The sequence below is a fragment of the Erwinia sp. 009765445 genome (assembly GCF_058137865.1).
The window spans coordinates 193,586-209,140 of the sequence record NZ_JBYUWC010000007.1 but is presented as its reverse complement, the minus strand read 5'-3'; the positions used below and the strand labels follow the sequence as shown (position 1 = coordinate 209,140).

The window sequence follows — 15,555 nt, the reverse complement described above, 5'->3', positions numbered from 1 at the left end:
GGAGTTATTATGAGTCAGACACGTATGCCCGCACTGTTCCTTGGCCATGGCAGCCCGATGAATGTGCTGGAAGAGAACGTTTATACCGAAACCTGGCGTGAACTGGGCAAAACCCTGCCGCGTCCGAAAGCGATTATTGCCGTTTCGGCGCACTGGTATACCCGTGGCACAGCGGTAACGGCGATGGAGAAACCGCGCACTATTCATGACTTTGGCGGTTTCCCTCAGGCGTTATTCGATACGCATTATCCTGCACCGGGTTCACCGGAACTGGCGCGTGAAGTGGCTGAAGCGCTTGCTCCTGTCGACGTTCATCTCGACCAGCAGTGGGGGTTTGACCACGGTTCATGGGGCGTACTGATCAAGATGTATCCGGACGCCGATATCCCGGTGGTACAGCTGAGCGTGGACGGCACCAAACCGCCTGCTTACCACTTTGAACTGGGGCGTAAACTGGCTTCACTGCGTGAGCAGGGCATGATGATTGTCGCCAGTGGCAACGTGGTTCATAACCTGCGTATGGTACGCTGGCAGGGCGATCCGGAGCCTTATTCCTGGGCTGCCTCATTCAATAATTATGTGCGCGATAACCTGAGCTGGGAAGGCCCGGCAGAGCAGCATCCGCTGGTGAATTTTATGCAGCATGAAGGGGCTGAACTGTCTAACCCGACGCCGGAGCACTACCTGCCGCTGCTGTATGTGCTGGGCGCCCGTCAGTCAGGCGAAGCGGTGTCGATCCCGGTGGATGGCCTGGTGATGGCCTCGCTGAGTATGCTGTCTGTCCAGGTGGGGTAGCAAGAGAGGGCCGGATAAATCCGGCCAGATGATACTTGCTACTCCAACAGGGTTAAGCAAAGTATCATCCGGATCGCGGATGGGTTTATCTGGTCGCTCAGATTTGTCATCCATGCGGCGATTTCCCTTCACGCCGCTTTTTACGATCATTCAATAAAAGCGTGCGGGTAGAAGCGTGATAGATCCTGCGTAATCAGATCGCGATCCTCGCGCAGGCCGATCCCGGCTGGCTGATCGTCTATCAGCCAGCTGCCGATCAGCGTGTAGCTGTCGCCGAATTTCGGCAGCGGATGGAACTGCTGTACGATCATGCCTTCTTCACCGTAGGGTCCGTCAACACGGGCAATTTCCTGACCGTTTTCCACGATGCTGATATTGGCACCCTCGCGTGAAAACAGCGGCTTGACCACGTATTTATCCATTGCCGGGACGTTATCTTCCGCGAAATAAGCTGGCAGCAGATTGGGATGATTCGGGAACATCTTCCACAGCATCGGCAGCAGCGCTTTGTTGGAGATAATGCTTTTCCATGCCGGTTCCAGCCAGCGTACACCAGCGTCTTCCAGCTTGGTGGAAAACACTTCGCGCATCATGAATTCCCACGGATAGAGCTTAAACAGGTTGCTAATTACCTGATCGTGCACATCGGTAAACTGGCCTTTTTCACCCAGACCAATCTCGTCGATATACAGAAACTCCGACGGCAGGCCCGCTTCCGTGGCGCAGTCCTGCAGGTATTGCACCGTTCCGCGATCTTCATCAGTGTCACGACAGCAGGCAAAATGCAGCCAGCTGAAGCCGTGCTGCTGATGCAATGCGGCGAAGCGATCGATCAGCTTTTCCTGCAGGCTGTTGAACTGGTCGCTGCCTGCGGGAAGGTTACCAGCGTTGAGCTGATCTTCCAGCCACAGCCACTGGAAAAACGCGGCTTCATACAGCGACGTTGGCGTATCGGCGTTGTTCTCCAGCAGTTTGGCGTCCGTCTGCCCGTCCCAGGCAAGGTCCAGCCGGGAGTAGAGCGACGGCTGGTTGGTTTTCCACGAGGCCCGCACGAAATCCCAGGTGTGCTTTGGAATGCGGAATTTGGCGAGCAGCTCTTCGCTGCCCACCACTTTATCCACCACCTGCAGGCACATCTGATGCAGTTCGCGGGTGACATCCTCCAGCTTTTCAACCTGTTGCAGAGTGAACTGATAGTAAGCATCCTCACACCAGTAAGGCTCACCGTGCATGGTATGGAAACGGAAACCAAATTCAGTGGCCGTTTCACGCCAGCCCGGACGTTCAGCGATAGCAAGACGCTTCATGTCCCGTTAGCCTCCGAAAGAGCGGCTGGAGCCGGAAGCGGCGCTGCTGCGAGACATAGTGGACTGTTTTGCCACACTGTCACCAAAGCCGCCACGGGTAACGGTTGAGGTTGTTGCCGGTTTCGGTGCCAGCGCTGTCTTCGGCACGGTCATTGTCCGGCCCGGCGTGGCGGTGCCGAAGCTTTTACCACTGGCATCGACAAATTTGCCGTTGGCCGGGCTGCCTGGCACACGTGAGGTAAACAGTGGCTGCTGAGCGAAGCCTGCACCGCCGCCCATCATGCGGCCCATCATGTAGCCCGCCATCAGCGGCATCCAGAAGCTGCCGCTCTGTTGAGATTCGGCACTGGTGGAACCGATCCCCGCCTGAGCAGGTGCCTGCTGGCACTGACCTTCACCAAATTCTGCCACGCAGTCTTCGCGGGTGGCATATTTCGGCGCGGTCTTCTCCGCTTCTTTTTTAGCGTTGTTGTACGCCGTCGTACACTGTTCGCTTTTGCCAGGATTGGCTTTCGAACAGTCGTCAGCGTTCTGATACATCGAGACTGTTTCATCCGATTGTTCACAACCGGCAAGCATAAATACCGCGGTCACCGCTATGGCTACCGGGGTGAGATGACGTGCGCTCCAGCTTTTGCGAAAGGAGGCATGATTAATTTTTTTAGTCCGTTTCATCACGTTCTGTCCTGTGCCCACCAAAGGTAACGCTCAGGATAAGGGAACAGCGGTGAAAATTGAAGCGAAGGGGAGTGCTGGCAGGGGAACTTTACGTAGCTATACGTTTGATTGTGAAGGGGGCAGCTGTCGCCGCCCCCAGTTCATCATTAATGACTGAACGGATTACGTTTACCGCTGGCAGTTGCGCTGGTTTGCGCAGCCGCTGGAGTGGCACGCGCCTGCATCGGGGCAGAAGCTGTCTGGCCACCATCCGCAGCGGCATCCTGCTGCGGGTTTTCAGGTGCCACGGTGTCAGGGGATGTCGGGACATCTTTACCCAGACGGGCGTTCAGCGCCTGCAGATCCTGCTCGTTCAGCGTACCCAGAGCAGACTTGATGTTCAGCTCGTTGATCATGTAGCTGTAACGCGCGTCGGAAAGCTGCTGCTTGGCGTTGTACAGAGTAGTGGTCGCATCCAGTACGTCAACGATAGTACGGGTACCCACCTGGTAACCCGCTTCCATCGCATCAAGGGAGCTCTGGGCGGATACCACGGCCTGTTTGTAAGCGTTGATGCTGCTGATTGAAGCATTCACGTTGTTGAAAGAGGAACGCACGGTCTGGATCGCCGTACGGTGTGCGCTTTCTAACTGCTCGCTGGCTGAAACGTAGGAGTACTGCGCCTGTTTCACCTGAGAAGTCACGGAACCACCGCTGTACAGAGGCAGACTGAAGCTCAGACCCACCTGGTTTGACCCGGTGATGCTGTCAGAAGTCGCAGAGGTCTGGTTAGCGCGGCTGCCGCCGTATTTGCTGTTTGACAGGCCGGTCGAAGCGGTAAGATCCAGCGTTGGCATGTGGCCGGTTTCAGCAGAGCGAATCTGCTCACGCGCAAGATCCTGAGTCAGACGGGCTGATAACAGGCTGAGGTTGCGGCTTTCAGCTTCCTTCATCAGCGCGTTAACTGCCTGTGGTTTTTCCGTCTGAAAGTGGTCCACGTTCAGCGAAGCCAGGCTTGGGTAGTAATTACCGGTTACCTGACGTAGCGTTTCAACGTTGTTATCCAGGTTGTTACGCGCTGTCACTTCGTTCGCCAGCACGCTGTCATACTGTGCGCGGGCGTTCTGCACGTCAGTGATCGCAACCAGGCCAACGTTAAAGCGTTGCGTGGTTTGATCCAGCTGACGGTAGATCGACTGTTTCTGGGCTTCCGTGTAGGAAAGAGTGTCAATGGCGTTTAATACGTTAAAATAGGCCGTGGCGGTGTCGAGGATTAGTTTCTGCTGCGCAGTCTGGTAGGTGACATCCTGAATGCCCGCAGTTTTTTCCTGCAGGGTCAGTGCGCGCCATTTAGACATATCAAACAGCGTCTGCGTCAGCTGCAGTGAGCCGCTGGTGGTGTTGGAGTGCAGACCGCTATTGTCGCGGTACCCATTGTTATAGGTATAATCAGCACCCAGGCCTAACTGTGGCAGCAGTGGGCTGCGGGCCTCATTAATTTTCTCGAATGCCGCATCGCGATCGGCTGCAGAACTGCGAAGATCGGGGTTAGACAACCGGGCCTGCTGATAGATCTGCAGCAGATTTTCCGCCTGGCTGGCGACACTGAAGCCACCCAGGCTCAGGCCGATAAGTAACGGGAGCAGTTTCTTCATTTGCATTCCTTGTTGTGCAGCAAAATTGCTATGGTAGCGCTGACGTAAGCCGAAAAATTATCGCCGATTCTAGCAGAGTAAACTAAAGAGGTAAGTTGGCTGAAAGTGCCATGTTGCCACAATTTACTTAAATAATTCATTAAGAACTACACTCCCGGCGCAATCGGGATTGCTTTTTCTCGTTTTTGTCACAACCAGCACGGGGAGAACCAGATGGAAACCGGCAAAAAATACCCAGTGACTTTCACAAAAAACGATGTAGAAATTATTGCACGTGAGACACTTTACAGTGGTTTTTTTTCACTCACTCGTTACCATTTTCGCCATCGCTTGTTTAACGGTGAAATGAGTGGTGAAGTAAAAAGAGAAGTGTTTGAGCGCGGACATGCCGCAGTGCTGCTACCCTATGACCCGGTGCGGGATCAGGTGGTCCTGATTGAACAAATCCGTATTCCCGCTTTTGACAGCAGCACAACACCATGGCTGTTAGAATTAGTCGCCGGGATCATTGAACCTGGCGAGACACCGGAAGACGTGGTTCGCCGCGAAGCAACTGAAGAAGCAGGATTAACCCCAGGTCGCGTAAAGCCGGTGCTGAGCTTTCTGGCCAGTCCGGGCGGCACCAGTGAACGGCTGGCGATTCTGGTGGGAGAAGTGGATGCCAGCGTGGCGCAGGGAAACCACGGTCTGGAGGAAGAGAATGAGGATATTCTTGTTCACGTGGTCAGCCGCCAGCAGGCTTACCAGTGGGTGGAAGAGGGGAAAATAGATAACGCCGCCTCTGTCATCGCTTTGCAATGGCTGGAGCTGCACCATAAAAAACTTCGAGACGAGTGGAAAACCCAATGATCAAGCGCTACGTACCTGATTTCCCTGAAATGATGCGCATCTGCGAAACTAACTTCGCGCAGTTACGCCGCCTACTGCCTAAAGAAGACCTGGCGGGCGAGTCAGTGACATATCAGGTCAACGGCGCACGCTATACGGTGACCATCCAGGAGTCGACGCGCTACACTACGCTGGTGGAGATCAAGCAAATCGCCCCGGCGGTCAGCTACTGGAGCCTGCCGGCTATGTCAGTCCGGCTGTACCACGACGCGATGGTGGCGGAAGTGTGTTCCACTCAGCAGATCTTTCGCTTCAAAGCACGCTATGATTATCCAAACAAAAAGCTGCATCAGCGTGATGAAAAGCATCAGATAAACCAGTTTCTTGCCGACTGGTTGCGCTACTGTTTAGCGCATGGCGCGTTGGCCGTACCGGTTTGCTAAGCCGACGGTGATACCTTCTGCGATGGCGTTAACCTTAAGGATTGTGATTGGATAGCCTGTTAAAACTTCCTGTGGAAAATGGGGCCCGGGTCAGGATTTTACAGATAACGGATTCCCATCTTTTTGCCGGTAAAGACGAAACGCTGCTGGGTGTGAATACCTGGGCCAGTTTTGACGCGGTGCTGCAGGCTATCTCGGCCAGTGAGCAGGCGTATGATTTGATCGTCGCCACTGGCGACCTGGCTCAGGATCATACCGTCGAAGCCTATCAGCATTTCGCTGAGGGAATTGCTCGTCTGCCTGCGCCCTGCGTATGGTTACCGGGTAATCATGACTTCCAGCCCACCATGTTCAGCACGCTGGCCGAGGCGCAAATTGCCGATGCAAAGCACGTGCTGGTGGGCGACCGCTGGCAAATAGTCCTGCTGGACAGCCAGGTCTTCGGTGTACCGCATGGCGAACTGAGTGACTACCAGTTGGAGTGGCTGGAAAAAACGCTGGCGATTGAGCCGCAGCGCCATACGCTGGTCCTGTTGCATCATCACCCGCTGCCGTCCGGGTGCACCTGGCTTGACCAGCACAGCCTGCGCAACTCGCATATGCTGGAAGCTGTACTGCAGCACTACCCGCTGGCCACCACGCTGCTCTGTGGGCATATTCATCAGGATTTGGATCTGAACTGGAATGGCCGCCGTCTGCTGGCTACCCCATCCACATGCGTTCAGTTCAAGCCGCACTGCACTAATTTCACCATTGATTCCGAGGCACCAGGCTGGCGCTGGCTGGAATTGTATGATGACGGCCGGGTTGAAACGGTGGTGGAACGCCTGCAAACCCGCGCCTTCAGCCCGGATCTTGATTCAGAAGGATACTGAGTAATGGCCACGCTGTTGTATTTGCACGGCTTCAACAGTTCACCCCAGTCCGCCAAGGCCACGCAGTTTCGCCAGTGGCTGGCAGAGCAACATCCGGATATTCGCGTGCTTGTGCCGCAACTACCGGCATTTCCGGGAGAAGCGGCAACCCTGTTGGAAAACATTGTTATGTCCTCGGCAGGCGAACCACTGGGGATTGTAGGATCTTCGCTGGGCGGCTATTACGCCACCTGGCTGTCACAGTGTTTCACGCTGCCTGCGGTGGTGGTGAATCCCGCCGTACGGCCTTTTGAGCTGCTGGTGGATTACCTGGGCGACAACGAGAACCCGTACACCGGCCAGCAATATGTGTTAGAGTCTCGCCACATTTACGATCTGAAAGTGATGCAGATTGACCCGTTAGAGTCGCCGGATTTACTCTGGCTGCTTCAGCAAACGGGCGATGAAGTGCTCGATTACCGTCAGGCCCTGGCTTACTACAGCGCCTGTCGCCAGACGGTAGAAGAGGGCGGAAATCATGCGTATGTCGGATTCGAACGCCATTTCTCCCCGATCCTCGACTTCCTTGGCCTGTCAGGCAGCTGAAGCGGGCCGCGGAGTCTGGCCAACCATTTTTAGCCACCAATCAGATTTATACGATGACTCAATCCAGCTACAACGCTGATTCCATTGAGGTACTCAGCGGCCTCGAACCCGTGCGTCGCCGTCCGGGAATGTACACCGATACATCACGTCCTAACCACTTAGGCCAGGAAGTGATCGATAACAGCGTCGATGAGGCGCTGGCGGGCCATGCCAAACGTGTGGAGGTGATCCTCCACGCGGACCAGTCGCTGGAGGTTATTGACGACGGACGCGGCATGCCGGTCGATATTCACCCCGAAGAGGGTGTACCCGCGGTTGAGCTGATCTTCTGTCGTCTGCATGCCGGCGGTAAATTCTCCAACAAAAACTATCAGTTCTCCGGTGGCCTGCACGGCGTGGGGATTTCGGTGGTTAACGCCCTGTCAACGCGCGTGGAAGTGACCGTTCGCCGTAACGCTGAAGTGTATGAAATGGCGTTTGAAAACGGTGACAAAGTCGAAGATTTGCGCGTGACTGGCACGGTAGGAAAGCGCAATACCGGTACCCGCGTGCGCTTCTGGCCGGATGCCTCTTTTTTCGACAGCCCGCGCTTCTCCGTGTCCCGTCTCAGCCATTTGCTGAAGGCGAAAGCGGTTCTCTGCCCGGGCGTTGAGATTGTCTTTAAAGACAAAGTTAACAACACCGAGCAGACCTGGTGCTATGCCGATGGCCTGACTGACTACCTTATGGAAGCGGTAAACGGCCTGCCAACGCTGCCAGAGAAGCCGTTTGTCGGTTCTTTTGCCGGTGATATCGAAGCGGTGGACTGGGCGCTGCTGTGGCTGCCGGAAGGCGGCGAGTTGCTGACGGAAAGTTACGTCAACCTGATCCCAACCATGCAGGGCGGCACGCACGTCAACGGCCTGCGCCAGGGCCTGCTGGATGCGATGCGCGAGTTCTGCGAGTTCCGCAATATTCTGCCGCGCGGCGTGAAGCTCTCGGCGGAAGATATCTGGGATCGCTGTGCTTACGTGCTGTCGGTGAAGATGCAGGATCCGCAGTTTGCCGGTCAGACGAAAGAACGCCTCTCTTCACGGCAGTGCGCGGCATTCGTGTCCGGCGTGGTGAAGGATGCCTTTAGCCTGTGGCTGAACCAGAACGTGCAGGCCGCAGAGATGCTGGCCGAGCTGGCGATCTCCAGCGCCCAGCGCCGTATGCGTGCCGCCAAGAAAGTGGTGCGTAAAAAGCTGACCAGCGGACCGGCACTGCCGGGCAAACTGGCCGACTGTAGCGCGCAGGATCTGGCCCGCACCGAGCTGTTCCTGGTGGAAGGGGATTCTGCTGGTGGATCGGCCAAACAGGCGCGCGATCGTGAATATCAGGCGATCATGCCGCTGAAAGGTAAGATCCTGAACACCTGGGAAGTCTCCTCGGATGAGGTGCTTGCCTCGCAGGAAGTGCACGATATCTCTGTGGCGATTGGCATCGATCCGGACAGTGAAGACATGAGCCAGCTGCGTTACGGCAAGATCTGCATCCTCGCGGATGCGGACTCCGATGGTCTGCACATCGCCACGCTGCTGTGTGCGCTGTTTGTCCGCCACTTCCGCTCGCTGGTCAAAAACGGTCACGTTTACGTCGCGATGCCGCCGCTGTACCGCATCGATTTGGGTAAAGAGGTCTATTACGCGCTGGATGAGGAAGAGAAGGCTGGAATTCTCGATCAGCTGAAGCGCAAGAAGGGTAAACCTGGCGTGCAGCGCTTCAAAGGTCTGGGCGAAATGAACCCGCTGCAGCTGCGTGAAACCACCCTCGATCCTAATACCCGTCGTCTGGTGCAGCTCACCGTGGAAGATGATGAAGTGGATAAGACGATGGCGGTAATGGACATGCTGCTGGCCAAGAAGCGTTCGGAAGATCGCCGCAACTGGCTGCAGGAAAATGGTCATACCGCAGAGATTGAGGTTTAAGCCCCCCTTAATGGTAAAAAGCCCGGTACAGCGAAAGCTGACCGGGCTTTTTTAATACGCTGATCTACGACCGTTCCGTATTCTGCTTTAACTGAAACAGCCGGCTGTTAATAATCGCAATATTCACTTCACAAGGCATGCCATCTTCAAGATAGACAGTTTCGTTTATCTCCAGCACCGCATCATTATTATTAAGATTTAACAGCGACATCTCGTCCGGGTTGGTGATGTTAATGGCGCTTAAATTCTGATCCCTGCGCTGAATTTTTTTTCCGGTCAGTTGCTCAATGTAGGCATATTTTGAGATTTCCAGCTTGCTGAACTCCATGCTGCTGAACAGGTTGACCGGCAGATGGATATGTTCCAGCGCCACCGGGACATCATCAAAGCACATCAGACGCAGGATTTTATAAACCTGGTCACTGTTTTTGATGCGCAGCGCCTGGGCAATTTCAGGTGAAGGGACTTTCATGATACTGACCGCGATGACTTTTCTGACGCCTTTATGGCCGTTTCGCTGCGCCTGATAATCAAAGGGGGAAAGTGCGTGAAACCTGCCTGAATGGTTGCTCTGGCCAATTGAACCCACAAACAGACCGGAACCTTTAACCCGGTAAACTCTCTGCTGATCGATAAGAATTCGCGTGGCTTCCCGCACCGTGGCTCGCGTGATGCCGATGTTTTTTGCTATCGCAATTTCAGTGTCAATCTTATCTCCCGGCAGAAGGCCATCTTCTTTCATCTTCCTCAGGATGTAATCGACAACCTCTTTCTGTTTTTCTGTGATGCCATCGATCATCTGTGTTGTTCCCGATAAGTGGTAAAGGTGGCAGCGCCGGGCCGGGAGTGCACATATTTGCCTGAAAGGCCGATCTGCAAACCCGCCAGATGACCCTGAGTTGTGATCAAGTTAACGAATTTGCACTTCAGTGAATATGTACAGCTCAATTTCGATTTTACACATTGTGTACAGACACGTCCAGGTGCATCATGAACATGACTATACACATTTAAGCTGTCTGTACGTAGTGAGTGATGTCATACAATCAATAAAAAATATGACCAGTTTTCCGGCATAGCCCCCCTTTTAACCAGGTGAACAGATTTCGGGAGAACGAGTGTGGTAAACAACGAGTTAGCTAACGCAATACGCATGCTGAGTGTGGATGCAATCCAGAAAGCCAATTCCGGTCATCCGGGTGCCCCGATGGGGATGGCAGAGATTGCGGAAGTGGTCTGGCGTCGCCATCTTCGTCACAATCCACAGAATCCGCAGTGGGTTAACCGTGACCGCTATGTTCAGTCGAACGGACATGGCTCAATGCTGCTCTATTCTCTCCTGCACCTGACCGGCTATGACGTGACCCTGGACGATATCCGTGAGTTTCGTCAGCTTCATTCCCGCACGCCAGGCCATCCCGAATATGGCTATACACCTGGCGTGGAAACCACCACCGGCCCGCTGGGGCAGGGTGTGGCAAATGCGGTAGGAATGGCGATTGCGGAAAAAGCGCTGGCCGCCCGGTTCAACCAGCCCGGCTTTGCCATTGTGGATCACTACACTTGGCTGTTTATGGGCGATGGCTGCCTGATGGAGGGGATCTCCCACGAGGTTTGCAGCCTGGCCGGCACCTTACAGCTCGGCAACCTGATTGCGGTCTGGGACGATAACGGCATCTCCATTGATGGCCACGTTGACGGCTGGTTCTCGGACGATACCCCGGCCCGCTTCCGCGCTTACGGCTGGCACGTTATCGACGGTATTGACGGGCATAACCCGGCTGAAATTGATGCTGCCGTACGTGAAGCCAAAGCGGTCACCAACAAACCCAGCCTGCTGTGTTGCAAAACCATTATTGGCTATGGCTCGCCGAATAAAGCTAACAGCCATGAGTGCCATGGATCCGCTCTCGGCGCAGAGGAAGTGGCTCTGGTGCGCAAAGAGCTGAACTGGCCTTACGCACCTTTCGAAATTCCTGCGGAGATCTACCAGGCGTGGGATGCCACAGCCCAGGGTGCCAGCAGCGAGCAGGAATGGGATACGTTATTTGCCGCTTATCAGCAGCAGTGGCCCGAGCTGGCTGCGGAATTCACCCGTCGAATGAGCGGTGAACTGCCTGAAAGCTGGGCTGAAAACATGCAGGAATATATCGCCGGGCTGCAGGCCAATCCTGCCAGTCTGGCGACCCGTCAGGTCAGCCAGAAATGCCTGAATCACTTTGCCGATCTGCTGCCGGAGCTGCTGGGAGGATCGGCGGATCTTTCTCCGTCGAACCTGACACGGCACCAGAAATCCGTCGATTTTACCGCTGAGCAACCGGCCGGGAATTACATCTCCTACGGCGTGCGCGAATTTGGTATGTCAGCCATTATGAATGGGCTGGCGCTGCATGGCGGGTTTATCCCTTACGGCGGCACGTTCCTGATGTTTATGGAGTATGCCCGCAATGCCGTCCGCATGGCTGCGCTGATGAAGATCCGCTCTGTCTTTGTTTACACTCATGACACCATCGGACTGGGAGAAGATGGCCCGACCCATCAGCCGGTAGAGCAGCTGGCCTCTTTACGACTGACTCCCAACATGGAAACCTGGCGCGGCTGCGATCAGGTGGAAGTAGCCGCAGCCTGGCAGCAGGCGGTGGAGCGTCAGGATGGCCCAACGGCCCTGATCCTCACCCGACAGCCGCTTGAACAGCAGCCACGTACTGCCCGTCAGCTGGCAAACATTGCCCGTGGCGGCTATGTGCTGATTGACTGCGACGGTAAACCAGACATGGTGCTGATCTCCTCCGGTTCAGAAGTGGAGCTGGTGGTCAGCGCGGCGGCGGCGTTGAAAGAGGAAGGGCATCAGGTCCGTGTCGTTTCCCTTCCCTGTACAGAACGTTTTGATAAACAGGATGAACTGTACAAAGAATCGGTATTGCCGAAAGGCGTTCGCACGCGGCTGGCTGTCGAAGCCAGTATTGAAGGGTTCTGGCAGCGTTATACCGGGCTGGATGGCAAAGTGATAGGCATGAGCACCTTTGGCGAGTCTGCGCCAGCCGGCGTACTGTTTAAACACTTTGGCTTCACCAAAGAGAACGTACTGGATGTGGCCCGCAGCATGCTGAAGCGCCCGGCATAACGCATACTCACTGTGCAGAAAATTTTTTCAGGAAAAAAGACGATGTCTAATCTGGCTAACTGGCTGAATAACGAAAAAATTCAATATATCGACGCGGTGTCCGACTGGAAAGAAGCCGTCCAGCTTGCCGGGCTGCCGCTGCTGAAAGAGGGGGCCATTTCGCAGGATTATATTGATGCGATTATCCGGCAAAAAGAGGAGATCGGCCCCTATTTTGTTATCGCTCCAGGCATTGCCATGCCGCATGCCCGTCCGGAAGAGGGGGCAAAGGCGCTGGGATTATCGATTGTCAAACTCGGTCATGCCGTGACCTTCGATGCTGATGAAAACGATCCGGTAGACGCCATTTTTATGTTCTCGGCACCGGACAGTAACAGCCACATCGAAATGATTTCTCAGCTTGCTGAAGTGCTCTCCGATGATGAAAAAATGGCGAGTATCTTCAACGCGGGTAACAAAGAAGAACTGAAAGCAATTTTGTTGACGGGCAATACTGTCAGCCAATAATTCAGGGAATCAATCAATTACATTTTTATGAGGTGTTATATGAAAATTATGGCGGTTTGTGGCTCAGGTTTAGGCAGCAGCTTTATGATGGAAATGAACATCAAAAAAGTGCTGAAAAATATCGATGTAACGGCAGACGTTGACCACTCCGATCTTGGTTCAGTAACACCAGATCTGGCTGATGTCTTTGTTATGGCTAAGGATATTGCTTACAGCGCCAATCTTCCTGAAGATAAGGTCATTATTGTGAATAACATTATCGACCTGAAAGAGATTGAGCAGAAAATGCGTGAGTATTTCGACAAATAATAATAGCTAAACATCTCAGAACACCTTATCTCCGAGGTTATTATGTTTATACAAAGCCTTTTACAGGTAGTCGTCGACGTGCTGAAAGTGCCCTCTATCCTGGTCGGATTGGTGGCACTCTTTGGCCTTGTTGCCCAGAAAAAACCGTTGCCCGATATTATCAAGGGAACGGTTAAAACAATCCTGGGCTTTTTAGTTCTGGCTGGCGGGGCCACGGTCCTGGTCGGTTCATTGTCACCACTGGGGGACATTTTCAAACAGGCTTTTGATGTTCAGGGGATTATCCCGAACAACGAAGCCATGGTCTCCATTGCTCTTGCGAAATATGGTGCGCCAACCACGCTGATCATGGCGTTTGGTATGGTGGCTAACATTGTTGTCGCGCGCTTTACCCGACTGAAATACATCTACCTCTCAGGTCACGTTACCTTCTATATGGCCTGTATGGTGGCGATTATTCTGTCGGTGGCAGGGTTTGAAGGCGTACAGTTGATTTATACCGGGTCTCTGGCTCTGGGCATGCTGATGGCATTCTTCCCGGCGCTGGCTCAGCCCTATATGCGTAAAATCATCGGTGGCGACCAGGTTGCTTTGGCCCATACCGGCACCGTTGGTTATGTTCTGTCAGGCTGGATCGGCTCAGTGGTGGGCAAAGGCTCAAAATCCACCGAAGAGATGAACATGCCAAAAAACCTCAGTTTTTTGCGCGACAGCACCATCTCTATTTCCCTGACCATGATGATTATTTATCTCATCCTTTCCGTTTCTGCGGGCAAAGAGTATGTGGAAAGTCATTTCAGTAACGGGCAGAACTACCTGGTCTATTCCTTTATCCAGGCGATTACCTTTGCTGCTGGCGTCTTTATTATCCTTCAGGGGGTGCGATTAATCCTGGCGGAGATTGTTCCGGCATTTACCGGTTTCTCGGAGAAACTTGTGCCAAACGCCCGTCCGGCGCTGGATTGCCCGATTGTGTTCCCTTATGCGCCTAATGCCGTTCTGATTGGGTTTATTTCCAGCTTTGTCGGCGGTCTGGTTGGGCTGTTTATCCTCGGCCAGTTGCATTGGGTGCTGATCCTGCCTGGTGTGGTGCCACACTTCTTCTGCGGCGCGACTGCGGGGGTCTTTGGTAACGCCACCGGCGGGCGTCGTGGTGCCACTCTTGGTGCGTTTGCCCACGGCATCCTGATTACCTTCCTGCCGGTAGCGCTGTTACCTGTGCTCGGTGCTATTGGGTTAACCAACACCACCTTCTCTGACACGGACTTTGGCGTTGCCGGTATCGCGCTTGGCAATATGGCGCGCTTTATGGATAAAGGGACTATCACCATGGTGATAACCGGTATCTTTGCGCTGCTGGTGATCTTTAATTTCGCCTTCAGGAAGAAGGAAGTGGTTGAAGAGAGTCAGGGTTAAGTCTGAACTTACCGGAGCGCACTTCTTTGCGCCTGAATATAAAAAAAGCCTTACTCAGCTGAGTAAGGCTTTTTTAGTCCACTGATGACATATCGGTATGCTGCCCCGAACGTTAACTCACATGACGTTTTGCATTCTTTTGCGTCATTGCACATTAATTGGGCGTTGACCTGGTGCATTTTTATCCGCGCGCAATTCACCATCTCAATTAAATCAATAAATTATATTATGGCATCACTTTTGCAGTCTCATTAATTGGAACTTTGTCCCATTTAATGAGACATTTGCAATGTCTATACTCGAAACCACCGCCAGCATCCTCAAACTGATGGTCTCCCGCCAGGGTGGCATTCGTATCCAGGATGTCATCACCCATCTCGGCATGCCGAAAAGCACCGCATCAAGAGTGATGAGCCAGCTCGAGTCTTATGGTTACCTGGAAAAAGATGAGCAGCAGGGAACGTTTCTGCCTGGCCCATTGATCCTCTCCGCATCGCACCTGGTCAGCCGCCAGCTGACGCTCAGCGATCACGTTGATGTGGCGCTGCGCGGCCTCTGCGATCGCACCGGTTATACCGGTTATATCTCAATGCTCGACAGCCAGGAAATTCTGGTGCTGCGCGTGATTCACGGCCGCCATGCGCTGGCGGTTGTCACCTGGCCCGGCTCACGCTCTCCGGCATGGGGAACCTCAACCGGGCGGGCCCTGCTGGCCCGATTTACCGACACACAGCTGCATGATTTTTTTGCCAGCCCGCAAGTCATTGCTCAACTGAGCGGCAGCAAGCTGGAAGCCAGCGAACTGGTGGCTGCTGTTGCCCGAACCCGTGATGCCGGATATGCCTGCGCGATTAATGAATCGGTTGCCGAAACGGCCTCCGTCAGCTGCGCGGTGGGCGACCCGGTGACGCAGGAGGCTGTCGCGTTCTGCCTTTCGTTCCCGCAGGCGCTCGCCACTCCTGAAGAGCTGCAACGCATAGCCACGCTACTGAAAGAAACCGCCATGACCATAGCCCGTAAAACGGGCGATGCGCCGATCCGTCCTTAGCTTCCGTTTTTTACTTTTGCCACTGCCAGGAGAATAACCGTGAGTCAGACCGCCCAT

Annotated in this window: 15 protein-coding genes; 11 read left to right on the top strand and 4 right to left on the bottom strand. The window is 54.2% G+C overall.

What is annotated here, in order from left to right; translation table 11 throughout:
* The first annotated feature begins 9 nt into the window (after positions 1-9).
* Positions 10-795, top strand: a complete 786-nt coding sequence (ygiD, locus tag AC3Y5R_RS09900; RefSeq protein WP_489921186.1) for a 4,5-DOPA-extradiol-dioxygenase — start codon at positions 10-12, stop codon at positions 793-795.
* Positions 796-941: 146 nt separating this feature from the next.
* Here ygiD and AC3Y5R_RS09895 read toward each other — a convergent pair whose 3' ends face one another.
* The 3 genes from AC3Y5R_RS09895 to tolC form a co-directional block, all read right to left on the bottom strand.
* Positions 942-2,102: a glutathionylspermidine synthase family protein gene (locus AC3Y5R_RS09895; protein WP_489921185.1), complete on the bottom strand. Its 1,161-nt coding sequence runs from the start codon at positions 2,100-2,102 to the stop codon at positions 942-944.
* Between the two features lie 6 nt (positions 2,103-2,108).
* The gene (locus AC3Y5R_RS09890) at positions 2,109-2,777 is read right to left on the bottom strand and encodes a DUF1190 family protein (RefSeq protein WP_489921184.1); all 669 of its coding nucleotides are present in this window, start codon (positions 2,775-2,777) and stop codon (positions 2,109-2,111) included.
* A gap of 149 nt (positions 2,778-2,926) precedes the next feature.
* On the bottom strand, positions 2,927-4,414 hold the full coding sequence (gene tolC, locus AC3Y5R_RS09885) for an outer membrane channel protein TolC (RefSeq protein ID WP_489921183.1): 1,488 nt from the start codon (positions 4,412-4,414) through the stop codon (positions 2,927-2,929).
* A gap of 213 nt (positions 4,415-4,627) precedes the next feature.
* Between tolC and nudF the strand changes: the two genes are divergently transcribed.
* From nudF to parE, 5 genes are read left to right on the top strand one after another with little or no spacing between them, the layout of a single operon-like run.
* Positions 4,628-5,263 carry an ADP-ribose diphosphatase gene (nudF, locus tag AC3Y5R_RS09880; RefSeq protein ID WP_489921182.1) on the top strand — a complete coding sequence of 212 codons (636 nt, stop codon included), beginning with the start codon at positions 4,628-4,630 and terminating at the stop codon, positions 5,261-5,263.
* Complete coding sequence (locus AC3Y5R_RS09875) at positions 5,260-5,685, top strand: DUF1249 family protein (protein ID WP_489921181.1); 426 nt, start codon at positions 5,260-5,262, stop codon at positions 5,683-5,685. The genes nudF and AC3Y5R_RS09875 overlap by 4 nt, the downstream gene beginning before the upstream one ends.
* A gap of 47 nt (positions 5,686-5,732) precedes the next feature.
* Complete coding sequence (gene cpdA, locus AC3Y5R_RS09870) at positions 5,733-6,560, top strand: 3',5'-cyclic-AMP phosphodiesterase (RefSeq protein ID WP_158780447.1); 828 nt, start codon at positions 5,733-5,735, stop codon at positions 6,558-6,560.
* A gap of 3 nt (positions 6,561-6,563) precedes the next feature.
* Positions 6,564-7,145: an esterase YqiA gene (yqiA, locus tag AC3Y5R_RS09865; protein WP_489921180.1), complete on the top strand. Its 582-nt coding sequence runs from the start codon at positions 6,564-6,566 to the stop codon at positions 7,143-7,145.
* Positions 7,146-7,198: 53 nt separating this feature from the next.
* Positions 7,199-9,094, top strand: coding sequence for a DNA topoisomerase IV subunit B (gene parE / locus AC3Y5R_RS09860; protein ID WP_158780449.1), 1,896 nt, complete (start codon positions 7,199-7,201; stop codon positions 9,092-9,094).
* Between the two features lie 64 nt (positions 9,095-9,158).
* Here parE and AC3Y5R_RS09855 read toward each other — a convergent pair whose 3' ends face one another.
* On the bottom strand, positions 9,159-9,893 hold the full coding sequence (locus AC3Y5R_RS09855) for a GntR family transcriptional regulator (RefSeq protein ID WP_489921179.1): 735 nt from the start codon (positions 9,891-9,893) through the stop codon (positions 9,159-9,161).
* A gap of 321 nt (positions 9,894-10,214) precedes the next feature.
* Here AC3Y5R_RS09855 and tkt point away from each other — a divergent pair, with 321 nt between their 5' ends.
* The 5 genes from tkt to AC3Y5R_RS09830 all read left to right on the top strand — a co-directional run bounded on the left by tkt (position 10,215) and on the right by AC3Y5R_RS09830 (position 15,498).
* The gene (gene tkt / locus AC3Y5R_RS09850; protein WP_489921178.1) at positions 10,215-12,218 is read left to right on the top strand and encodes a transketolase; all 2,004 of its coding nucleotides are present in this window, start codon (positions 10,215-10,217) and stop codon (positions 12,216-12,218) included.
* 42 nt (positions 12,219-12,260) lie between these two features.
* The gene (locus tag AC3Y5R_RS09845) at positions 12,261-12,725 is read left to right on the top strand and encodes a PTS sugar transporter subunit IIA (RefSeq protein ID WP_489921177.1); all 465 of its coding nucleotides are present in this window, start codon (positions 12,261-12,263) and stop codon (positions 12,723-12,725) included.
* A 39-nt stretch (positions 12,726-12,764) separates the two neighbouring features.
* The gene (locus AC3Y5R_RS09840) at positions 12,765-13,034 is read left to right on the top strand and encodes a PTS sugar transporter subunit IIB (protein ID WP_158780453.1); all 270 of its coding nucleotides are present in this window, start codon (positions 12,765-12,767) and stop codon (positions 13,032-13,034) included.
* A gap of 42 nt (positions 13,035-13,076) precedes the next feature.
* On the top strand, positions 13,077-14,450 hold the full coding sequence (ulaA, locus tag AC3Y5R_RS09835; RefSeq protein ID WP_158780454.1) for a PTS ascorbate transporter subunit IIC: 1,374 nt from the start codon (positions 13,077-13,079) through the stop codon (positions 14,448-14,450).
* Between the two features lie 289 nt (positions 14,451-14,739).
* Positions 14,740-15,498 (top strand): IclR family transcriptional regulator, encoded by a 759-nt coding sequence (locus AC3Y5R_RS09830; protein ID WP_489921176.1) that lies wholly within the window; start codon positions 14,740-14,742, stop codon positions 15,496-15,498.
* Positions 15,499-15,555 lie beyond the last annotated feature (57 nt).